Source organism: Nitrosospira sp. Is2 (assembly GCF_033095785.1).
Lineage (GTDB): Bacteria > Pseudomonadota > Gammaproteobacteria > Burkholderiales > Nitrosomonadaceae > Nitrosospira.
The window spans coordinates 2,050,078-2,069,554 of sequence record NZ_CP137134.1 but is presented as its reverse complement, the minus strand read 5'-3'; the positions used below and the strand labels follow the sequence as shown (position 1 = coordinate 2,069,554).

General features: G+C 54.8%; 19 protein-coding genes. 3 read left to right on the top strand and 16 right to left on the bottom strand.

Annotation, left to right across the window (positions count from 1 at the left end):
• Positions 1-68: 68 nt before the first annotated feature.
• The 10 genes from glmU to R5L00_RS09065 form a co-directional block, all read right to left on the bottom strand.
• Positions 69-1,442 (bottom strand): bifunctional UDP-N-acetylglucosamine diphosphorylase/glucosamine-1-phosphate N-acetyltransferase GlmU, encoded by a 1,374-nt coding sequence (gene glmU, locus R5L00_RS09110; protein ID WP_317651082.1) that lies wholly within the window; start codon positions 1,440-1,442, stop codon positions 69-71.
• A gap of 291 nt (positions 1,443-1,733) precedes the next feature.
• Positions 1,734-2,153, bottom strand: coding sequence for a F0F1 ATP synthase subunit epsilon (locus R5L00_RS09105; protein WP_107694046.1), 420 nt, complete (start codon positions 2,151-2,153; stop codon positions 1,734-1,736).
• A gap of 58 nt (positions 2,154-2,211) precedes the next feature.
• Positions 2,212-3,591 (bottom strand): F0F1 ATP synthase subunit beta, encoded by a 1,380-nt coding sequence (gene atpD, locus R5L00_RS09100; protein ID WP_107694045.1) that lies wholly within the window; start codon positions 3,589-3,591, stop codon positions 2,212-2,214.
• A gap of 30 nt (positions 3,592-3,621) precedes the next feature.
• Positions 3,622-4,503, bottom strand: a complete 882-nt coding sequence (gene atpG / locus R5L00_RS09095) for a F0F1 ATP synthase subunit gamma (RefSeq protein ID WP_317651069.1) — start codon at positions 4,501-4,503, stop codon at positions 3,622-3,624.
• Between the two features lie 3 nt (positions 4,504-4,506).
• Positions 4,507-6,048 carry a F0F1 ATP synthase subunit alpha gene (gene atpA / locus R5L00_RS09090; RefSeq protein WP_091136289.1) on the bottom strand — a complete coding sequence of 514 codons (1,542 nt, stop codon included), beginning with the start codon at positions 6,046-6,048 and terminating at the stop codon, positions 4,507-4,509.
• Between the two features lie 11 nt (positions 6,049-6,059).
• The gene (locus R5L00_RS09085; RefSeq protein ID WP_107694042.1) at positions 6,060-6,596 is read right to left on the bottom strand and encodes a F0F1 ATP synthase subunit delta; all 537 of its coding nucleotides are present in this window, start codon (positions 6,594-6,596) and stop codon (positions 6,060-6,062) included.
• 3 nt (positions 6,597-6,599) lie between these two features.
• Positions 6,600-7,070, bottom strand: a complete 471-nt coding sequence (locus R5L00_RS09080) for a F0F1 ATP synthase subunit B (RefSeq protein WP_107694041.1) — start codon at positions 7,068-7,070, stop codon at positions 6,600-6,602.
• A gap of 36 nt (positions 7,071-7,106) precedes the next feature.
• Positions 7,107-7,379, bottom strand: a complete 273-nt coding sequence (gene atpE / locus R5L00_RS09075) for a F0F1 ATP synthase subunit C (RefSeq protein WP_091136282.1) — start codon at positions 7,377-7,379, stop codon at positions 7,107-7,109.
• Positions 7,380-7,434: 55 nt separating this feature from the next.
• Complete coding sequence (gene atpB, locus R5L00_RS09070; protein WP_107694040.1) at positions 7,435-8,241, bottom strand: F0F1 ATP synthase subunit A; 807 nt, start codon at positions 8,239-8,241, stop codon at positions 7,435-7,437.
• An 8-nt stretch (positions 8,242-8,249) separates the two neighbouring features.
• Positions 8,250-8,648 (bottom strand): ATP synthase subunit I, encoded by a 399-nt coding sequence (locus R5L00_RS09065; protein ID WP_107694039.1) that lies wholly within the window; start codon positions 8,646-8,648, stop codon positions 8,250-8,252.
• A 596-nt stretch (positions 8,649-9,244) separates the two neighbouring features.
• On the opposite strand from R5L00_RS09065, the gene R5L00_RS09060 reads away from it, so the two are divergent.
• A complete protein-coding gene (locus R5L00_RS09060; RefSeq protein WP_317651047.1) occupies positions 9,245-10,276 on the top strand; it encodes a PEP-CTERM sorting domain-containing protein in 1,032 nt (343 codons plus the stop codon).
• Here R5L00_RS09060 and R5L00_RS09055 read toward each other — a convergent pair.
• The 4 genes from R5L00_RS09055 to cysC all read right to left on the bottom strand — a co-directional run bounded on the left by R5L00_RS09055 (position 10,207) and on the right by cysC (position 13,983).
• Complete coding sequence (locus tag R5L00_RS09055; protein WP_317651042.1) at positions 10,207-10,719, bottom strand: DUF3565 domain-containing protein; 513 nt, start codon at positions 10,717-10,719, stop codon at positions 10,207-10,209. The genes R5L00_RS09060 and R5L00_RS09055 overlap by 70 nt on opposite strands.
• Positions 10,720-10,754: 35 nt before the next feature.
• Positions 10,755-11,714 (bottom strand): polysaccharide deacetylase family protein, encoded by a 960-nt coding sequence (locus R5L00_RS09050; RefSeq protein WP_107694035.1) that lies wholly within the window; start codon positions 11,712-11,714, stop codon positions 10,755-10,757.
• Between the two features lie 139 nt (positions 11,715-11,853).
• Entirely contained in the window at positions 11,854-13,194 is a 1,341-nt protein-coding gene (locus R5L00_RS09045) for a putative O-glycosylation ligase, exosortase A system-associated (RefSeq protein WP_317651033.1), read from the bottom strand.
• 165 nt (positions 13,195-13,359) lie between these two features.
• A complete protein-coding gene (gene cysC, locus R5L00_RS09040) occupies positions 13,360-13,983 on the bottom strand; it encodes an adenylyl-sulfate kinase (RefSeq protein ID WP_317651027.1) in 624 nt (207 codons plus the stop codon).
• A 496-nt stretch (positions 13,984-14,479) separates the two neighbouring features.
• On the opposite strand from cysC, the gene R5L00_RS09035 reads away from it, so the two are divergent.
• Positions 14,480-15,466, top strand: a complete 987-nt coding sequence (locus R5L00_RS09035) for a hypothetical protein (protein ID WP_317651021.1) — start codon at positions 14,480-14,482, stop codon at positions 15,464-15,466.
• A 53-nt stretch (positions 15,467-15,519) separates the two neighbouring features.
• Here R5L00_RS09035 and R5L00_RS09030 read toward each other — a convergent pair whose 3' ends face one another.
• Positions 15,520-16,461, bottom strand: coding sequence for a glycosyltransferase (locus R5L00_RS09030; protein WP_317651016.1), 942 nt, complete (start codon positions 16,459-16,461; stop codon positions 15,520-15,522).
• Between the two features lie 181 nt (positions 16,462-16,642).
• Here R5L00_RS09030 and R5L00_RS09025 point away from each other — a divergent pair, with 181 nt between their 5' ends.
• Positions 16,643-18,115, top strand: a complete 1,473-nt coding sequence (locus tag R5L00_RS09025) for a lipopolysaccharide biosynthesis protein (RefSeq protein ID WP_317651012.1) — start codon at positions 16,643-16,645, stop codon at positions 18,113-18,115.
• Positions 18,116-18,284: 169 nt separating this feature from the next.
• Here R5L00_RS09025 and R5L00_RS09020 read toward each other — a convergent pair whose 3' ends face one another.
• Positions 18,285-19,424 carry a glycoside hydrolase family 99-like domain-containing protein gene (locus R5L00_RS09020; protein WP_317651008.1) on the bottom strand — a complete coding sequence of 380 codons (1,140 nt, stop codon included), beginning with the start codon at positions 19,422-19,424 and terminating at the stop codon, positions 18,285-18,287.
• Positions 19,425-19,477: the final 53 nt, after the last annotated feature.

Sequence of the window (19,477 nt, the reverse complement as noted above, 5' to 3'; positions counted from 1 at the left end):
GCTCCTTCCCCGCCGTTCGGCGAGGAGTACAAAGATGGTTAAGAGGCTGTCCGCCCTGCGCTGCATTTCTAGCTTTTCGGTTTTTTCACGGGGCGCTTCCATCCCTCAATGCTCATTTGCTTCGCGCGCGACAGGGTAAGGGTCTCGGGCGGCGTATCCCTGGTGATGGTCGAGCCGGCACCAATGGTAGAGCCTTGCGTGACCTTGACCGGCGCGACCAGTTGAGTATCTGAACCGACAAAAACATTATCTTCGATGATGGTCTGATGCTTATTCGCGCCATCATAGTTGCAGGTGATGGTTCCCGCGCCGATATTTACGCGCCTGCCAATCACCGCATCGCCAATGTAACTCAGATGGTTGGCCTTGCTGCCGGCTGCAATGGCGCTATTCTTGACCTCTACGAAGTTGCCGATGTGAACCTCGTCGTCAAGCCGGGTTCCGGGTCGAATGCGGGCATAGGGACCGATACGGCAGTCCTTGCCGATTTCAGCGGCTTCGATCAGACTGAAGGGAGCGATCGCAGACCCGGCTTCGACCGTGGCGTCTTTCAATATTGTGTAAGCGCCCACTCTCACGCGGTCGCCCAGCTGCACATCACCCTCGAAGATACAGCCGACGTCTATCGTTACGTCCCTCCCGCATGAAAGTTGACCGCGAATATCGATGCGAGACGGATCGGCCAAGGTCACACCCTGCTCCAGTAATTTCCTCGCGTACTCCCCCTGGTAGATGCGCTCAAGATCGGCAAGTTGCGCTTTGCTGTTGACGCCGGTGGTTTCCCAATCATGCGCCGGCTGCGCTGCCTCTATCGTTATGCCATCTCTTACCGCCATCGCAACCACATCGGTAAGGTAATACTCTTTCTGAGCGTTATTGTTTTCCAGCTTATGCAGCCAGCCGGGCAAGTACCGGTTTGGAATCACCATGATGCCGGTGTTTATCTCACGGATTTTACGCTGGGATTCAGTCGCATCTTTTTCCTCGACAATGGCGATTACCGCGCCCGTGTCGTTCCGCACAATTCGCCCGTAGCCGGAAGGGTTGGTGAGCTCCACCGTTAGCAGCGCGAAAGTTTCTCCCGCTGCCGTCGAAATGAGTTTTTTCAGGGTTTCAATGCTGGTGAGCGGGACGTCCCCATATAACACAAGGGTCGCCCCCTCCTCGTCGAGATGTGGCAGCGCCTGCATTAACGCATGTCCGGTCCCCAGTTGCGGTTCCTGCCGCACGCATATCAGATCTTCACCGCCCACTGCCTTCGGCACAGCTTCCCCACCATGACCGAACACCACGCATATTTGCTGGGGAGATAAAGCCCGCGCCGCATCGAGCACATGCGCAAGGAGAGGTTTACCTGCCAGCGGATGCAGCACCTTAGGCAGCGCCGAATGCATGCGCTTGCCAAGTCCGGCAGCAAGAATAACGATATTCAGTTTGGACACATCAATGAGGGATAATTAGAGATTCGTGACCGCGGCGTTCTTTTGTCGCAGGCGCGCCTGCGGCGCGCTAATTGCCGGAAGAAGCAAGAGCATTGACAGCTTCAAACCAGCGGCTTGGATAACGATAATTTATCACATCGCGGACCACGAAGCCAAGGCGACAGCATGTTGGGCGTTCGCGAAGGAGACACAGCTGCAAGTATTCCATCTACGATGCGAGACGCCATTCAGCGATCAGGGCATAGCAATAAAAAAGGGCGGTCGAGGCCGCCCTTTACCGAAAGCGGATAGTTAATGTCCGCGTTTGCGCAGTTTTTGAATTGCCGCCAGCTGCGCGATCGCTTCGGCCAGCTCCGCCTGAGCCCGCGCGTAGTCCATGGCGGAAGATCGGTCTTTCATGGCTTCCTCCGCCCGTTTCTTGGCTTCGCTCGCTTTTGCTTCATCCAGATTGGCTCCACGCACAGCAGTATCGGCCAGAATTGTCACTACATCCGGTTGAATTTCGAGCATGCCGCCGGAAACATAAATCAGTTCCTCTTCTTTCAACGGCGCTTTGATACGCACAGACCCCGGCTTGATACGTGTCAACATGGGCGTGTGCTGCGGGTAGATGCCCACTTCGCCGCCCTCGGCGGGCGCGACCAGAAATTCAGCCGGTCCGGAGTAAATCGACTCCTCCGCACTGACGATATCAACGTGAAACACGCCCATTTTAGTTCCCATTCATCATTATCGCCGGCTTGCTATTACTCAAGCCGGATGATCTTGTCTATTGTAATGTCTTGGCTTTTTCGACCGCTTCGTCTATGCCGCCAACCATATAAAATGCCTGTTCCGGCAAGTGATCGTATTCTCCGGCAACGATGCCCTTGAAACCCTTGATCGTCTCTTTAAGCGAAACGTATTTACCCGGCGCGCCGGTAAACACTTCGGCGACGTTAAACGGCTGCGACAAGAAGCGCTGAATCTTGCGCGCCCGCGCAACCGCAAGCTTATCTTCAGGAGAAAGTTCATCCATGCCCAGAATGGCAATAATATCGCGCAATTCCTTATAGCGCTGAAGCGTTTGCTGCACTGCGCGCGCGGTCGAGTAATGTTCCTCGCCGACCACAAGAGGATCAAGCTGACGGGAAGTCGAATCGAGCGGGTCGACGGCGGGATAGATCCCGAGCGAAGCGATATCTCGCGACAGCACCACCGTTGCATCCAGGTGACCAAACGTGGTTGCAGGCGAAGGATCGGTCAAATCGTCCGCGGGCACATAAACCGCCTGAATGGACGTAATGGAGCCGGACTTGGTTGAAGTGATGCGCTCCTGCAGGCGTCCCATCTCCTCCGCCAATGTCGGCTGATAACCGACCGCGGATGGCATCCGACCGAGCAAGGCGGAGACTTCGGTACCCGCTAGGGTGAAACGGTAGATATTATCGACAAAAAGCAGCACGTCACGGCCTTCGTCGCGGAAAAACTCGGCCATGGTCAGACCAGTCAATGCCACCCGCAACCGGTTTCCAGGGGGTTCGTTCATCTGCCCGTAAACCAGCGCCACCTTGTCCAGCACGTTCGATTCTTTCATTTCATGATAGAAGTCGTTGCCTTCCCGGGTCCGCTCGCCCACTCCGGCAAATACGGAGAATCCACTGTGCTCGATAGCGATGTTGCGGATCAATTCCATCATGTTGACGGTCTTACCCACGCCGGCCCCACCGAATAATCCGACCTTGCCGCCCTTGGCGAAGGGGCAAACGAGATCGATGACCTTGATACCCGTTTCCAGCAGTTCAGTGGATGCGGAAAGCTCGTCAAATGCCGGCGCCTTGCGGTGGATCGACATTGTCTTTTCGGCACCCACCGGTCCCATCTCATCGATTGGCCTGCCAAGCACATCCATGATCCGGCCCAAGGTCTTGGTGCCTACAGGAACCTGAATCTGGTTGCCGGTATTCGTGACCATCATGCCGCGACGCAGGCCGTCTGAAGACCCAAGCGCAATTGTTCGCACTATGCCGTCTCCCAATTGCTGCTGCACTTCGAGCGTCAGTTCGGTTCCCTCAAGCACGAGCGCGTCATACACCTTGGGCATTTCCTGGCGCGAAAACTCGACGTCCACCACGGCGCCAATACACTGGACAATTTTTCCCTCGTTCATGTTGTTCCTTAAATTACTGAATCAAAATATTTAAACCGCTGCCGCGCCGCCTACGATCTCAGACAATTCCTTGGTAATGGCAGCCTGGCGGGATTTGTTGTAAATAAGCGTCAATTCATTGATGACGTTTCCGGCATTATCCGAGGCGGCCTTCATCGCCACCATTCGCGCCGATTGTTCCGACGCCATATTTTCAGTCAGGGCCTGGTATATAAGCGCCTCCACATACCGCACCATGATGTCGTCTATCACCGGCTTTGCTTCAGGCTCGTAAATGTAATCCCACAGGCCGCGCTGGCCGGTCGGGCCGTCACTCGTTTTCAGCCGCTCGTCGGAGAGCGGGAGCAACTGCTCCATCACGGGCTCCTGCTTCATCGTGTTGATAAAGCGGGTATAGAATATGTACACGCGATCGAACCGGTCCTGAGTGTAACCATCCAGTATGACTTTCACCGCTCCTATCAGTTTCTCAAGGTCGGGCGTATCACCCAGGCCTATCACGTGCGAAATGACATTGGCGCCAAAGCGATTCATGAAACCGAAGCCCTTGTTTCCAATGCAACACGCTTCGATCTGCTCGCCCTCTGCTTCCCACGCCTTCATTTTACTGACGGCCATGCGCAGCACATTTGTGTTAAGCCCGCCACAGAGACCCTTGTCCGATGTAACAACGACAATGCCGATCCGTTTCACTGTATCGCGGGCGATCAGAAACGGATGGCGGTACTCAGTGTAGGCCCGGCTCATGTGTGCAGCCACATTGCGGATCTTGTCGCCATAGGGACGCGCTTTTTTCATGCGATCCTGCGCTTTGCGCATTTTCGATGCCGCCACCATTTCCATGGCGCGCGTGATCTTTTGCGTATTTTTTACGCTTTTGATCTTGTTCCGTACTTCCCTGCTGCCGGCCATCGGTTAGTACGTTCCGTTCTTTTTGAAGTCCTGTATCGCGGCGTCAAGTTCCTTTTCCGTCGCCGCGTCGAGATCCTTCGTGGTTTCGATCTTATCGATGATCGCGGGGTACTTACTGCGAATGTAGCCTTTGAGCGCGGACTCGAATGCCAGCGCGCGCTTTACTTCCACATCGTCCAGATACCCCTTGTTGACAGCAAACAGCGTGATCGCCATTTCAGAAACGCTCAAAGTGGCATATTGCGGCTGTTTCATCAATTCCGTCACCATCTTGCCGCGTTCCAGCTGCCTGCGGGTCGCTTCGTCGAGATCAGAGGCAAACTGCGCGAACGCCGCGAGTTCGCGATATTGAGCTAACGCGAGACGAACACCGCCGCCCAGCTTCTTGATAACCTTTGTCTGTGCTGCGCCGCCCACACGTGATACCGAAACACCGGCGTTGATGGCGGGGCGAATGCCGGCGTTGAACAAGTCGGTTTCCAGAAAAATCTGGCCATCGGTAATGGAAATGACATTGGTGGGCACGAACGCGGTAACGTCGCCAGCTTGTGTTTCAATTATCGGTAGAGCCGTAAGCGAACCCGTCTTGCCCTTTACTTCTCCATTTGTCGCTTTCTCCACATAAGCGGCGCTAACCCGTGCGGCGCGTTCCAGTAGACGCGAATGAAGATAGAATACGTCGCCCGGATATGCTTCCCGTCCGGGCGGACGGCGCAGCAACAGCGAAATCTGGCGATAGGCCCACGCCTGCTTGGTCAGGTCATCATAAATGATGAGGGCGTCGCGGCCGGAATCGCGAAAGTACTCTCCCATGGTACAGCCGGAATAAGGCGCAATAAATTGCATGGCCGCCGATTCAGAGGCGGTGGCAGCCACGACGATCGTATATTCCATCGCCCCGTGCTCTTCGAGCTTGCGCACCACATTGTTGATGGACGACGCCTTCTGTCCGATCGCAACGTAGATGCACGTCATGTTCTCGCCCTTCTGGTTGATGATCGCGTCTATCGCCACGGCCGTTTTGCCGGTCTGACGGTCACCAATAATCAGTTCACGCTGCCCCCGCCCGACTGGAACCATGGAATCAATGGATTTCAAGCCGGTCTGCACCGGCTGGTTCACCGATTGACGCCAGATCACACCCGGCGCAATTTTTTCGATGGGTTCAGACCGCGAGGTATTTATCGGGCCCTTGCCGTCGATCGGCTGCCCCAGGGCGTTTACCACGCGGCCTATCAATTCCTCACCCACCGGCACTTCTAGAATGCGCCCCGTGCACTTGACGGTATCACCCTCGGTGATGTGCTCATATTCCCCTAGAATAACCGCGCCGACGGAATCACGCTCAAGGTTAAGCGCCAGGCCGAATGTATTGCCGGGAAACTCAAGCATCTCGCCCTGCATCACGTCGGAAAGACCATGAACCCGAACGATACCGTCGGTGACCGACACGATGGTTCCCTGGGTGCGGACTTCAGCGGTGGTCTCAAGCCCCGCGATTCTGCTTTTAATCAGTTCACTGATTTCGGATGGATTTAAATGCATTTCAATAACTCCTAGCTTTTTAGTGCAACAGCCATGGCTTCCAGTTTGCCCCGCACGGAGGCATCGAGCACTTCGTCCCCGATTTCAACTTTTACCCCGCCTATCAGTTCGGGGTCGACGCTAACCTTGGCCTCTATTTTGCGCTTGAATTTTTTTTCGAGATGAGCCACGAGATCACCCAACTGGGCATCGTTCATGGGAAACGCAGAAAGGATTTGGGCGCCCAGCACGCCTTCGTGCTGTGTCTTCAGCTGCTCGAACATTTCGCTTACTTCGGGCAAGATTTCGACCCGCCCGTTTTCAGCCAGCAGTAAAATGAAATTGCGCCCTTCATCGTTGAGCCTGTCCCCGCAAATGCCGAGGAGCAGCTCGCCCAACCGTCTGGGTGGTACCTTCGGATTACCGATAAGCGTGCGAATTCGCTCATCCGCGACTATTGCAGAAGTGAGTTGCAGCATATCCGACCAAGCGGCAAGCTCATCCTTGGCCTTCCCCAGTCTAAAAACAGCTTCGGCATAGGGCCGGGCGATCGTGCGAGTTTCAGCCATCGCTTACAGCTCTGCCTTGATGGAAGCAAGCAGATCCGCGTGGGCGTTTGCATCCACTTCCCGCCGTAGAATTTTTGAGGCACCGGCCACCGCCAGCTCTGCCACCTGCTGCCGTAAGCTTTCCCTGGCGCGGAACACCTCCTGTTCGACCTCCGCCTTGGCGCCGACGAGGATACGATCACCCTCGTCTTTCGCGGACGATTTCGCTTCCTCGACAATCTCGGCGGCGCGCTTTTCCGCCTGGGCAATGATATCGGCTGCCCGCTGCTTCGCGTCCCTCACCAGATCTGCGGATCGATGACTTGCCAACTCCAGGTCGTGCTTGCCGCGCTCGCCTGCCGCCAGCCCATCGGCAATCGTTTTCTGCCGGGTTTCTATCGCGCGTAGCAAAGGCGGCCATACGAACTTGACCGTGAACCAGATAAAGACGGCGAACGCCATTGCCTGGGAAAAAAGCGTAAAGTTAATATTCATCGCTAGCCTTTGATGAGGTACCGGGTGCTTAAACTATTACTTGATGACCGCCAGCAAGGGATTGCCGAACGCGAAAAGCATTGCCAAGCCGACACCGATAATGAACGAGGCGTCGATCAGCCCGAGCAAGAGGAACACTTTGCCTTGCAGTGTCGGAATCATTTCCGGCTGACGCGCGGCGCCTTCCAGAAAGCTGCTGCACATGATACCGATACCAATACAGGCGCCCGCTGCGCCAAGGCCGATCATCAGACCGATACCAATGCCCGTGTAGGCCTGAATCATCGCCAAGTATTGCAAATTCTCCATCTCGTTTTCCTCTCGTCGTGGTAGTAAATAGTAAACTGGTAAGCAGTAGCGTGAATCAGTGCGATTCGTGCGCCATGGAAAGATAAACCACCGTCAGCATCATGAAAATAAACGCCTGCAATGTGACGATCAAAATGTGGAAGATAGCCCAGCCCGCACCAAGCAGCGTGCCAAAGATCGTTCCAGCCAGGCCAGTGGCGGCCCACATGCCGATAAGCAGAAATATGATTTCCCCGGCGTATATGTTTCCGTAGAGACGCAGGGAATGGGAAAGAGGCTTGGATACGTATTCGACCAGGTTGAACAGGATATTGACCGGCCACAATAGGGGGTTTTTGCCGAAGGGCGTGCAGACGAGCTCATGTGTCCAGCCGCCCAGCCCTTTGACCTTGACGTTGAAGAAAATCATCAGCAGCCATACCGAAAGCGCCAGCGCGAAGGTGGTATTTATGTCAGTGGTCGGTACGCTGCGCCAGTTGTGAAGCCCCAGCAACTCATATACCTTGGCCATGATATCGATGGGCAACAAGTCCATCGTATTCATCATCAGAACCCAAACAAACACTGTCAGCGCCGCGGGTGCGACAAAAGCATGGCGATCTCCATGGAACGTGCTTTTGACCTGCTCGTCGATGAACTCGACTGCCAGTTCGACAAATGCCTGACGTTTGCCCGGAACTCCGGAGGTCGCGCCGCGCACCACCCACCACAGAAAACCAAAACTCATAATGCCGAGCAATACCGACATTACCAGCGTATCAACGTGCAGCGTCCAGAATGCGCCATCGCCCAACGAACTGGTCAGGTTGGTCAAGTGGTGCGACATGTACGAGGTCGGAGTGAGTTCGGTGCCTGATGCCATCTGTTTACCTATTCAAACTGTTTAATTCCCGCAGCCTTCTGGTCATCCGTTACAAACAAAGCCATGCCAAAAATTAAAACGGTAAGCGCGAATGTTCCGATAAACCCTACCGCGACCACATCCTTGTACAGGGTCAGGACAAGCCAAAGCAGGATCACCATGACGAGAATCTTGACCGCCTCGGCTTTCAATGCAGTGATTAAGACCCCGCCCGCAGTGGCGCCCTGGTAGCGCGAAACGATCGCGGAAAAAGCCGCAGCCGAAATAATACTCACTACCCCGCCCAGCAACGCGGAAGCCGCGCCATGAAAGCCCCACAATAAACCAAGCGCCAGCACCATCGCCGTCGTGATAATCAGTTGCCAACGCATGACGATGCGTACGGGCTTGTTTCGTATCCAGGGCATTTATTGGCTTCTGTCGGAAAGCGTCAGTCGAAAAGCAACTGCTTAGCGTGACATTGGGCTCGCAGACGTGCGTTTGTCTGTTCTTGGAAGACCTGGTTTTCGTTCCTCAGCCGGTGCCGCGTTCGGTTCTTCTTTCATGCCTCACTGAATCATTAAATCCGGCGCGGCCATTTTAAAACACGCGGATTCTAATCTGCCTGAGCACATCAGTCAATGAAAAGTCGCCGCCGTGCCCCGGGAACGCCGCTAATTCGCGTAATATCAGCCGGGGATTTAACAGGATCAGATGTAGCCGGCAGCGGCCGTCGGCGATGCTCGTTACGTTGAAATAGCGCCGCCTGAATTTGCCGTCTGTTTGCCGTCTGTTTGCAGCCTTCGGCAAACGCCTACCCTGCAAAAACATTCGCCAGCAGGAAAGATAGAAAACGATCCCCACTGCTTGCCAGTCCCTTAAATTGGTTCAGGCCCAAGTTTGGATACTCAGGTCGTGATTTTTCTATACTGTCCCTATCAGCAAGCCTCCTGCCAGTCAGTGCCACTCAGCTTTACGATAGCACTGCGCGACTCTAACGCAGTTGGATTTGAACAGGAATTGAATGAAAAGCGCTCCATTTTTGATCCGGCCGACCGTGCTTGTTGTGCTTCTTGCCGGGCTCGGTTTGAGTCCGCAGACACGCGCCGACCCCCTGGAGGTACTGTGGTATACCTACGCTGCTGCCGGTTCCGAGTATCGTCAAAAGATTTCACAACTATCCCGCATGGTCCATACCCTTCCTCAAAGCGACGGGTCGGGATGGAACCTGACGTACTGGCACGCCGGGGACCCTGCGCCGGACTTTACCGCGTTTGACGTCCTGGTTATCGAAAGCGGCGAAGCCTTCCTTACCGGTCCGCCCGATGGGCCACCCGCCAGGCCCGACTTCAGCGGCATTCTCGACAATAAAACAGCCCTAGAAGCGGCGCGTGGCGGCCGAGCCTTCATCACCACTTCAGATGCTGATTTTCATGCCATCCGTGGAGACGCGGGGAGCGTTCCGGTTGACCCGGACGCCCCCAACCGCGGTGGCAGATGCGTGCCCGCGATAACCGCGCCCGAGTGCTGGGATGGAGCCCTCGGTCATGCGGTGAATGCAATAAACTGGGCGGGAAACGGCAACGGGCTGGGAATTGTCTCGTTTCTGGATGGGGAGTTCGAGGGCTCCTTCTGGTGGACCCATCCGGACTCGTTCCTGCGCGACGAACTCGATGGATATATCGAATATGCCGGGTCCGAGCAAAACCCGATCATTAACCCCTGTCAGGCGCTCCACCCTCTCAATGCCGGGCTGACATCCGCGGGGCTCTCGAACTGGACCAATTCATTCCATGCAACTTTTCTTCCCATACATGGTTACGCACCCGTTGTCAGCTCAAGTTTAAGGCCGGGCTCTGCCGTTGCGATTGCCAAGTCAGATGCGTGGCTGGATCCCTGGAACAGCGTAACGTTGCTCGGCGTGGTTGGGGAAGAGGAAGACGATGAATGCGCTAGCCCTCAGGCAACGAGCAGACAAAATGAGCTTCAAACTGGCGAGGCGGGCAATGTCGGCGAAGCCGCTGACACAGGCGCGCCTTCATCGGGAGCTCGATAAAACTCAACGAAGAACCGGACCGGGCCAAGAGGTTCCACGCTGTGCAGTACCTCTGGTATGACAATCCCGCCATTGTCGGGCGACAATTCCACATCGACGCCCAACGGGCCTACCCGATAGCGGAGCCTTCCCTCTTCCACCACGATCTTCCCCCACACCCCCGTTTTGGTTGAGTGGTCCTTTCTCAAGCCGAGTGGAAGCGATTCTTCGGTAAAGACCGAGGTCCGCTTGTAAGGAACAAAGTTGCCTGGCAGCTCGAATTTATCGCAACGTATGCAGTTGAGCATCTGCCCGATCATGCCGTTACGGCCTTCCTCCGATGTAACCCATGGACGATTGATGAATGGCGGGTTATGACGCACGTGCTGCGGGTGCCCGCAGTTGAGAATCGCGATTGGCTCGCCTTCGCTATCATGTCCAAACGCTATAATCGGTCTTTCCATAGAATTACCCCATCAGTTGCAATTGGTCGGAACCCCTAGGCCGTTTCCACGGCCGTGAGCATATTTTGCGCCATTCGCAGGGTGAAGCGCAGTTCGCTCCGGTCCCACGGCGTAAACCGCGGCAACTGGTATACGTCGCTGCCCGGCGTCGCCGTGCCGTGAGCAGTCGAAACCGCCGCGTCAAAACCCAAGTGTTTCACCATTTCCGGATGCTGACGCATGTAATCGCGCTCCGGCTTCCCGTTTGGGTAAGCGAAAATCCGCACCGGACTTCGGATGATGCCTTCCAGCATTTCCTTCCCATTCGCTATTTCCGCACTGGCGACGCTGTCTTCCGTACGCGCCAGGATGGGGTGATTCACTGTATGTCCGCCGATTTCCATCCCGGACGCATGCAGCGCCCTGAGCTGATTTGACGTCATCATGAGATTGTCTGGTGGAACTGCCGGGATAAGCGCGCACATTTCATCCACTTTCACCTGCCGCGATTCCATCGGCAAATACTTCAGCTTGTCTATGAGATTGGCGATGGCCTCGCGGCGTTGAGGAATGCTCCCAATCTCGAATCGTCCAAGATCAATTTCACTCAGATCGAGGGACTCTCCAGGCGCGCGACGCACAAGCTCTATGACTGTGTCGTTCCACATCCGCCCGCCGTCAAGGAAGCCTGCCGCTACAAAAAAAGTGGCGGATAAGCCGTGCCTTTGCAGAATCGGCAAGGCGACCTCCGCATTGTCCGCATACCCGTCGTCAAATGTAATGCAGGCCGCACGGGGAGGCAGTTTTCCCCGATTAAGGCCGCGCACCGCATCCGAGAGCGGAATGACGTTGAAGCATGTGGCAAGCTGCCTCAACTGCGCATCGAAACGCCGGGCATCGCATTCGTCTGGAAACAACGGGTCCGGTTGAACCGCCACGCGATGATAGATCAGTATGGACAGGCGGCCCTGCGAACCGCCGCGGGACAGGAGCTGCAATAGCGAACGGGTCAGCAACAAAGCCTCCGTGTGCGCGTGCTCATGGGCTGAATGGCTCGTTCCAGGCAGGGCTCATGCGGCGGTATACAAGCCGCGATGAGCCATCGCCGTCGGGGCGCGAACAAGCCTGGGCAAATCCCTCCGGACAGTCATGCCGCTAGCTCGAGTCCCGTGCTACGGGCTGGGATTGCGAAGGGCTCAGCTGCCCGAACTGACCCGCAGAACCCGGGCCTTTATTATCGACGACCGAAGTAGCCTGTTTCTTCAGTTCCTTTTCAACCAGGACTCGGGTGATTACCATCGCCGCCATGAGGTAGTAAGGCACATCGAAATACAGCAGGCTTAGAAAGGTGCCGCCAACAGCAAAACCGATCAGGCTCACCTGGATCATTCTCGCCAGTGCGAACGCCCAATGGAGCTCTTTTCGCTTGGCAGTGTTGCGAATAATCCACGTCCCGGTTCTCCAGGTTAGCCATCCCAATAACAGGTAAAGCCCCAGCCCGACAAAGCCATGCTCTCCCAGCGCCTGGAAGTAGATGCTGTGAGCCGCATGCAAATCTTCGGGATTTGGGGCGTACATATAAAACAGGTCTTCGGTAATGATTTCAAACCCGCCACCGACGAACGGCCGCTCTTTAGCCAGGTTGTACGCCATCCACCAGGCGTTGAAACGGCCTTGAACCGACTGATCCTCCTCATACGTGTTGATCGAATCCATTCTTGTCGACCATTCCTCGGGCATGAACGCGACTGCGGGCAACATAGCAACAATCACGAGCAGCGCGATGCGGAGCTTGTTCTGACTCTTGAGCCAGAGGAATCCACCCATCGCCACAATCGCAAGCAGGGCGCCGCGAGAGTACGATCCCAACGCAGCGATGGCGCATAGCACTATGGCAACCGTGAGTGCGAACCGCACTCGTTTATCGGTGTAGACCATCTGCAGATAATGCAAAAGCGGAATAGTCATGATCAGCGCGAGCGCGATCTCATTGTTGCCTTCGATGAATGTGCTGTTGGGTCCCCAGACCATATCCGTTCCCCCGGTAACGATCGTGAAGATTCCACCCTTGACACCGTAGTATCCGACCGATCCCACTATTACGAGGATCAGGAGATGGACCTGTTCCTTGGTTTTTACCAGCATGAGTGTCACGAAAGTCATGAGCATGATTTTCATGACCTTGTTCCACTGAACCAACGACTCTTCCGGCATCAGCGCCGCCGCCGTGGTAACGTTCATCCACAGCACGAAAGCGATAAGCGCCCAGGTCACCGAAGTAAGGGGCAGGTTTTTCGGATCCCTCGTTAAAAGAAGGCTGATTATCGTCGCACCGCCAATAATGGCGGCAAACGGGAAGGTGGTCGCGAATCCCCAACCTTGAGTGTGCGGATTCATCACGCTGATCCACACCCACATCATCACGCCCACGTATGGCTTCTTGAAGATGCGAGGCAACAAGGCGAAAACGATAATGGTAACGAGAATGTCTCTCATGCTTCGCTCTAGCTTAGCTCCTTTGAACCGTGTAGTGCATTAGTGGGTAAAAGCAACGTCGATTGCCCGGCCACGAGCCGGAAATTATATTAGTCTTCACTCAAAACCATATCGCCATTTTTAGCCCTGCCCCTATGCTCGAAGCGAGCACGTAAGACGATATTTCTATCCATCGCTGTTCTGCACTCCGCTGAAGATATTGCGCTGCCGCAGATGGCCGATCACCCGCTCCACGCAGTCCTCGATCGGCCACTCGCCGGTTAGAATCGACAGCTCGGGATTAAGCGGCGCTTCGTAAGGCGAGGAAATTCCGGTAAATTCCTTTACCTCTCCTGCCCTGGCGCGTTTGTAAAGACCCTTCACATCGCGTTGCTCGCACACGTCCAGGCTTGCATCACAAAAGATTTCGATAAAGTCGCCATGAGGAAAAATGCTTCGCGCGCGCTGACGGTCGATGTGAAAGGGGGAGATGAACGCCGTCATCGCAATCACGCCGGATTCAACCAGCAATTTCGCAGCCTCGCCGATGCGGCGGATATTTTCCGACCGATCCTGGACGGAAAAACCAAGATCGGAACACAGGCCCTGGCGGACATTGTCGCCATCCAACACGAAGGTGCGGCAGTTCATGTGATAGAGCCTGTCTTCCACCGCGTGCGCCAACGTGGACTTACCCGAACCTGAAAAACCGGTAAACCATAGCACTACTGAGCGATGCGTATTCAATCGCTCCCGATGCGTACGGGTTATGGTGGCGCGATGCCACACTGTATTGTTGCCGCCGTTCATGTTCTGCCAAAAGCCATACTTTCCTCTATGCAACTAACGGATCGAAAGACGCAAAGTTCGATCCATCGATCGATCGTCCTTTTAAAATCAAAGGTGGAGATGGTTACACTGTTAAAATTGTTCATCGAAAATGGGTAGTGCTGCACGGAGCGGAGCGAAATTTTAGCACGAAGGGTGGAAATGCAAGTTTGTTCCAGGCGGGCCCTGCTGCGACCGGTAAAATGCATTATGGCAGCAGGACAGAACTGGCACAATTGGACTATTGGGCAACATGCGGGATATAAGCCGATACGTCCCGTTACTGACGAGCCGGCATATTCTCGCTATAAGATGCCTGGAGTCGCCAGTGGTGATCCGGGGATGTGTGAATAAAGTTGAGCACGCTCTTTCGCGCCGCGCCTAAATGTTTTGAGCAATCCGGCCGTTCTGCCTGAAACAGACCCGTTGCCGGGTGGCCGGGCTATACGGGACAGAGTAAAAAATACGTGGAGAGTTGGTGAAGGACAATAATGCACTGATCATTCTGGGCATGCACCGAAGTGGAACTTCGCTATTGACAGGTTTGCTCAGCCAGGTGGGCGTAAAAATGGGACGAAGCCTGTATGCGCCACAGCAGGGGGTCAACGAAAAAGGGTTTTGGGAACATGAGGACATCGTCGACGCCCATGATGAGTTATTGCTAAACCTGAACTCCCAATGGGATGACCTGTTGCCCCTGGCCGATACCCTGGGCGAGAAATGGTGGGAAACAGATCTTGTCAAACCGTTTTCCAACCGGTTGATCGGTCTGGTAGAGCGGGATTTCAAGGATGCGCCTGTTTGGGCGCTCAAGGACCCGCGCATGTGCCGCTTGCTGCCGGCGTGGCTCCCCATTTTTGCGACTCGGCAGATCAAGGCCACCTTCATCTGCATGAACAGAAACCCGTTTGAAGTGGCAGGGTCGCTTCAGAAACGGGATCACTTTTCCAGGGAAAAAGCGCTGGTGCTGTGGCTGATCCATTCCTTGACGGCGGAGCGTCATTCGCGTGGGCTGCCAAGAGTATTCATCGATTTCGACCAGGTTGTAACATACCCAGTCGGGGTGTTATCAAAGATAGCGCAGGAAGCCAGCCTCGTTTTTCCCGTCCCGGTGGATGAAGCAAAGAAAAAAATCGAGGAGTTCGTATCTCCTGGTCTTCGCCACCACAAAGCCGATACGCTGGAACCCCCGCAGGAAGGGCTGGCGTTGATGGCTTACGATCTGCACCGAATATTCAGCGACGCGGCTGCCGGGCAAGAGATTCCATACTCAGCGGTTGACCGCATCGCTGCCGATTTTGCCGCCTACCAGAAAAACTGGAGCGTTGAATTGGTGGAGCAGATCCGCTACCTCAATCAGGAGCGGGCCGATTACCGGATCAAGTTTTTCCGGATTTATAAATCGTGGAGCTGGCTGATGGTTAAACCGGTCTGGCTGATCGAAAAAATGCTACGCAGATATTGAATGTCCCATCCGTTCGACATTCGCGCCTTGTCATGCCCCTGTCGTGCCCTTGGTCACCACTTCGGCCTCCATCCCAGCAGCGCTGCAGGAATAAACGCAAGGCTTTTCCAGTTGAGCGGATAGCGTGACCAGGCTTTGAGAAAAGCGCGGTTAGCGGTCTTCAGGTTCCCGGCGGAGAGGTTGTGAAGGCCGTATTCCGAATGATAGCGCGCAATATTCTCGTTGAATTGGCGCTTGGTGATGCAGCGGCCATCGCGACTGCAAAGTCCCCACTTCGCTGCCGCTTTTGCCAGCAACTCGGTGCGATAGTCTATGCTTCTGGGTACGCGGTTTCCCTGGCGGGGATGCTGGCGATAAAGGGTGAGTGGCCTTTTCAACTTGATGAAAGGGTATTCGCGCGAAAAACGCAACCATAGGTCCCAGTCTTCGCTGTAAGGCAGGGACTCGTCGTAGACGCCGCACTTGTCGAACACTTCCGCGCGGATTAACGCCGCGCTGGTCAAAACCCAGCAATCAAGCAGAAGCTGGTGATATATCCAGCCTGAGAATTGTTCATCGGTGCCGTCAGGAAACGAGGCTTGGTCAAAGCTGTTGTGATGGGGGAAGACTCCGTCTTCGCCGGGATGCCACCAGATGAACGAGCTGTAAACCAGGCCGACTTCCGGGTGCCGATTCATCTGCTCCAACTGTAACGCAAGTTTATTTGGAAACCAGTAGTCATCATGATCCATGAGGCAGATGTACTGGCCCGTGGCCTCGCGTATCCCATAGTTTCGCGCCGCGCATACGCCTGCGTTTTTCTGGGTAAGCAACCGGACCGGCGCCCCATACGACAAAACGATGTCACGGGTGCGGTCAGTCGATCCGTCATCCACGACAATGAGTTCAAGGTCGCCGAACGTCTGGTCGAGAACGCTGCCGATTGTCTCGGCAATATAAGCCTCACAGTTGTAGGAAGGGATGATGACTGAGATAGCGGGTTTGAGGTCAGCCATGCTAAAAGGCTTCTTTTCTTGAAAGGTGAAGGTCGAAATCACTATATACTCAACACTGAATCAGTCACAAGTCAACGTTATAATCACGTTCCCTCCGTTCCCCGCGGAACATGCGCGGCTAAGTAACTACATGGGAAAGCCGTAATCCCTACCTCTACCAACAAAATGAAGAACATTGGCCGTGGCCAGTTTTAGAGTAGCGCTCGCTTATTCCTACCTGAACAAATACCTGACACTCGTCATACATTTTGTGACGACGATCATATTGGCCCGTCTGCTCACTCCCGCGGATATCGGCATTTACACAGTCGCATCCGTATTTGTCGGGCTGGGCCACTTGCTCAGGGAATTCGGTATCAACAATTACATTGTCCAGGAGAAGGATCTAACAACGGACAGAATCCGGGCGGCCTTTACCCTCAACCTGCTGTTCGGCTGGAGTATCGCGCTGATTCTTTATTTTACTCGAACTCCGATAGGGAATTTTTACGAGAGCGAGGCAGTGCGAGAGGTCATCGGCCTGTTGTGCATCAACTTCCTGCTGGTTCCGGTGGGCGCGATCACCTTTGCCTATCTCCGCCGTGAGATGCGCTTTCAACATACCATGATCATCCAGGTCGCCAGCGCAATTGCCTCGGCGGCCACGGGCATCACTGCTGCTCTTGCGGGTGAGGGATATCGCAGCCTGGTATGGAGCGCAATTGCCGGTACGTTGACCAGCGTAATCTTTACGCTCCTGTTCCGCCCGCCCGGCGTGATGCTGCTCCCCGGACTCCGCGAGATACCTCATGTTTTCGCCTTTTGCCGCTACGCCGGATCGAGCGAAATCATAGTTCACGCTGGCCAGACCGCGCCCGACTGGATACTGGGAAAAGTGCTGGATATGGGCGCGGTAGGGCTATACAGCCGAGCTTTGGGAACGGTCAACATCTTCAACAAAGCGTTTACCGAAGGCCTGTGGGGCGTCATCCTGCCGCATTTTTCGAAACAGCATCGCAATGGGAAGATAGATAGTGATCAATATCTTTTCCTGGTTGCCTGCATCACCGCCGTGGCGTGGCCTTTCTTTGCAACGCTCGGTATATTGGCCGAGCCGGTAATACGGATCCTGTTCGGCGAAAAGTGGCTGGAGTCGGTGCCCGTCCTGCGCATTCTCTGCATCCATGCCATTCTTGTATATACCACTTTATTGGTGGATCAGATGCTGATTTCCTCCGGACGGATTCGCACCTCTTTTAGAATTATGGCTAGCATTCAGGTCATAACCGTTATTGCTGTATTGTTTACTGCGCGGCACGGCCTGACCTCGGTGGCAACGGCAGTAGCCACCGTCGGCGCTGTTCAGCTATGTATTTACCAGATCGTCAGCCAAAAACTCCTGCAAATTCCGCTTGTCTCCTTTACCCGTATTTACCGCAAGAATATTCTGCTGGTGATTGCGACGGTGATGCCGTCTCTTGCGGCCATCCTTACCTGGGGAAGCGCGGCGCTCGCTTTCATTCCAAACGTTATTGCATTGGTTCTGGTTACCGGGTTGATGTGGTTGGGAGCCGTCTGGATATTAAAAGCGCCGCTCCGCGACGAACTTGCGCTCGTGCTGAGGCATGTAAAGATATGGCGCCGCGCACGCGCGCCCGGAGGGCCAACCCAATGACGGCACCGAGAACCCGTCCGTTCGGTCAACTACGCACTGGTTTTTATTTTTAGTTCGCCATAGTCGATGACGCGGCGCCATGGATCATTTAACCTTTCGCGTCACCGAATGTCAGGCGTCTATCTCTGCGTCGTTTACATCCAACATTACTTTACGTCGGTCCTACTAATCATTCCGCGACCGGGGAACTAGTCCGCGACGTCTGTTTTTCCACAAGACAGAACTCGTCTTTAACCACTTCAAGGTAAGACGTCCCGAACTTCAGGTCGGGTTCGAGATAGTTTCCCTCCGCCCATTCGTTCCACGCCTTTATGAAAATAAGCCTGTGCTCCAGGGGTGTGCCGTCGGTAACTTGCAGGGCTTTTTTTGCTTGAGTACGAAACAGCTCAGGCGTAGACGCATCCAGTACCAAGGCATTTTTTCCGCTCCTCGGACTGTTGTCCCAGTTTGGCACAAGGCACGGATAGTTTTTGATACCGGGCTCCACTTCGCGGATGAAGTCCAGCACTACGTCCCCATACTTGAATATCGCAGGCCTTCCCTTCGCATTCCGGTAAAACAATTTCAGCTTCTTGATCGGCTGACGCCAGCTATACCAGGTATCTTCGATGGACGGCATATTCGGGCTGACCGAGGCATCCAGGTTATGCTTCTGAGGGAACGCGGGGTCCTTGCTAACGCCAACGAGGTGCAGCCCCTTCAACCCTTCCTTCAAAGCCATTTCGCGCCAATAGTCGGCCACGCGCTCCAGGTCGGGTATTTCCTTGGGGTTATATAGGAGGAAAACCGGCTTCCCATCCAGAGTCAGGTAGCGGCTATCGGTAAACGCAGGCAATAGCGAATAAAAATGCGCCTCATGATCCGTCATACCGGGGTACGTCTGTTCCACTAATACCCTATTGGGACTGCCGTGCCAGATACCTGTCCAGGTCTGGTTCGCCCAGCAAAGGCAAAAAGGGAAATCCGGTTCGCCCGATTTCAATACCTCCTTGAATGGGCGTTCCAGAAGTCTCCGCCCCCCAAACCAGTAGTGATAGTAGCAGAATGCTTCAACCCCATATTTCCGCGCCATATCTGCCTGAGCTGCCCGTGTTTCTGGCACGCGCAAGTCGTAGAAGCCCAAATCCGCAGGAACGTGAGGCTGATAGTGGCCGGGGAACATCGGTTTCGCCTTTGCCACATTGGTCCACTCGGTGAAGCCCTTGCCCCACCATAAGTCATTTTCCGGAATAGGATGAAATTGAGGCAAATAAAAAGCGATTAGCCGAGCCAACCTGGGTTCCGACCGGTTACTTTCGTTAGTTTGCATGTCGAAATTTCTATGTCTCTATATATTGCCAAAGGCACTACCGCCTGTTGTAG

Bases quoted from the DNA above. Each gene is read 5' to 3' on its own strand.
- R5L00_RS09055 (WP_317651042.1), bottom strand. From the start codon at position 10,719: ATGGAAAGACCGATTATAGCGTTTGGACATGATAGCGAAGGCGAGCCA.
- R5L00_RS09080 (WP_107694041.1), bottom strand. From the start codon at position 7,070: ATGAATATTAACTTTACGCTTTTTTCCCAGGCAATGGCGTTCGCCGTC.
- R5L00_RS09065 (WP_107694039.1), bottom strand. From the start codon at position 8,648: ATGCCCTGGATACGAAACAAGCCCGTACGCATCGTCATGCGTTGGCAA.
- atpG (WP_317651069.1), bottom strand. From the start codon at position 4,503: ATGGCCGGCAGCAGGGAAGTACGGAACAAGATCAAAAGCGTAAAAAAT.
- atpD (WP_107694045.1), bottom strand. From the start codon at position 3,591: ATGAACGAGGGAAAAATTGTCCAGTGTATTGGCGCCGTGGTGGACGTC.
- cysC (WP_317651027.1), bottom strand. From the start codon at position 13,983: ATGAACGGCGGCAACAATACAGTGTGGCATCGCGCCACCATAACCCGT.
- R5L00_RS09020 (WP_317651008.1), bottom strand. From the start codon at position 19,424: ATGCAAACTAACGAAAGTAACCGGTCGGAACCCAGGTTGGCTCGGCTA.
- atpE (WP_091136282.1), bottom strand. From the start codon at position 7,379: ATGGAGAATTTGCAATACTTGGCGATGATTCAGGCCTACACGGGCATT.
- R5L00_RS09105 (WP_107694046.1), bottom strand. From the start codon at position 2,153: ATGGGCGTGTTTCACGTTGATATCGTCAGTGCGGAGGAGTCGATTTAC.
- atpA (WP_091136289.1), bottom strand. From the start codon at position 6,048: ATGCATTTAAATCCATCCGAAATCAGTGAACTGATTAAAAGCAGAATC.
- R5L00_RS09030 (WP_317651016.1), bottom strand. From the start codon at position 16,461: ATGGCTGACCTCAAACCCGCTATCTCAGTCATCATCCCTTCCTACAAC.
- R5L00_RS09045 (WP_317651033.1), bottom strand. From the start codon at position 13,194: ATGAGAGACATTCTCGTTACCATTATCGTTTTCGCCTTGTTGCCTCGC.
- atpB (WP_107694040.1), bottom strand. From the start codon at position 8,241: ATGGCATCAGGCACCGAACTCACTCCGACCTCGTACATGTCGCACCAC.
- R5L00_RS09085 (WP_107694042.1), bottom strand. From the start codon at position 6,596: ATGGCTGAAACTCGCACGATCGCCCGGCCCTATGCCGAAGCTGTTTTT.
- R5L00_RS09060 (WP_317651047.1), top strand. From the start codon at position 9,245: ATGAAAAGCGCTCCATTTTTGATCCGGCCGACCGTGCTTGTTGTGCTT.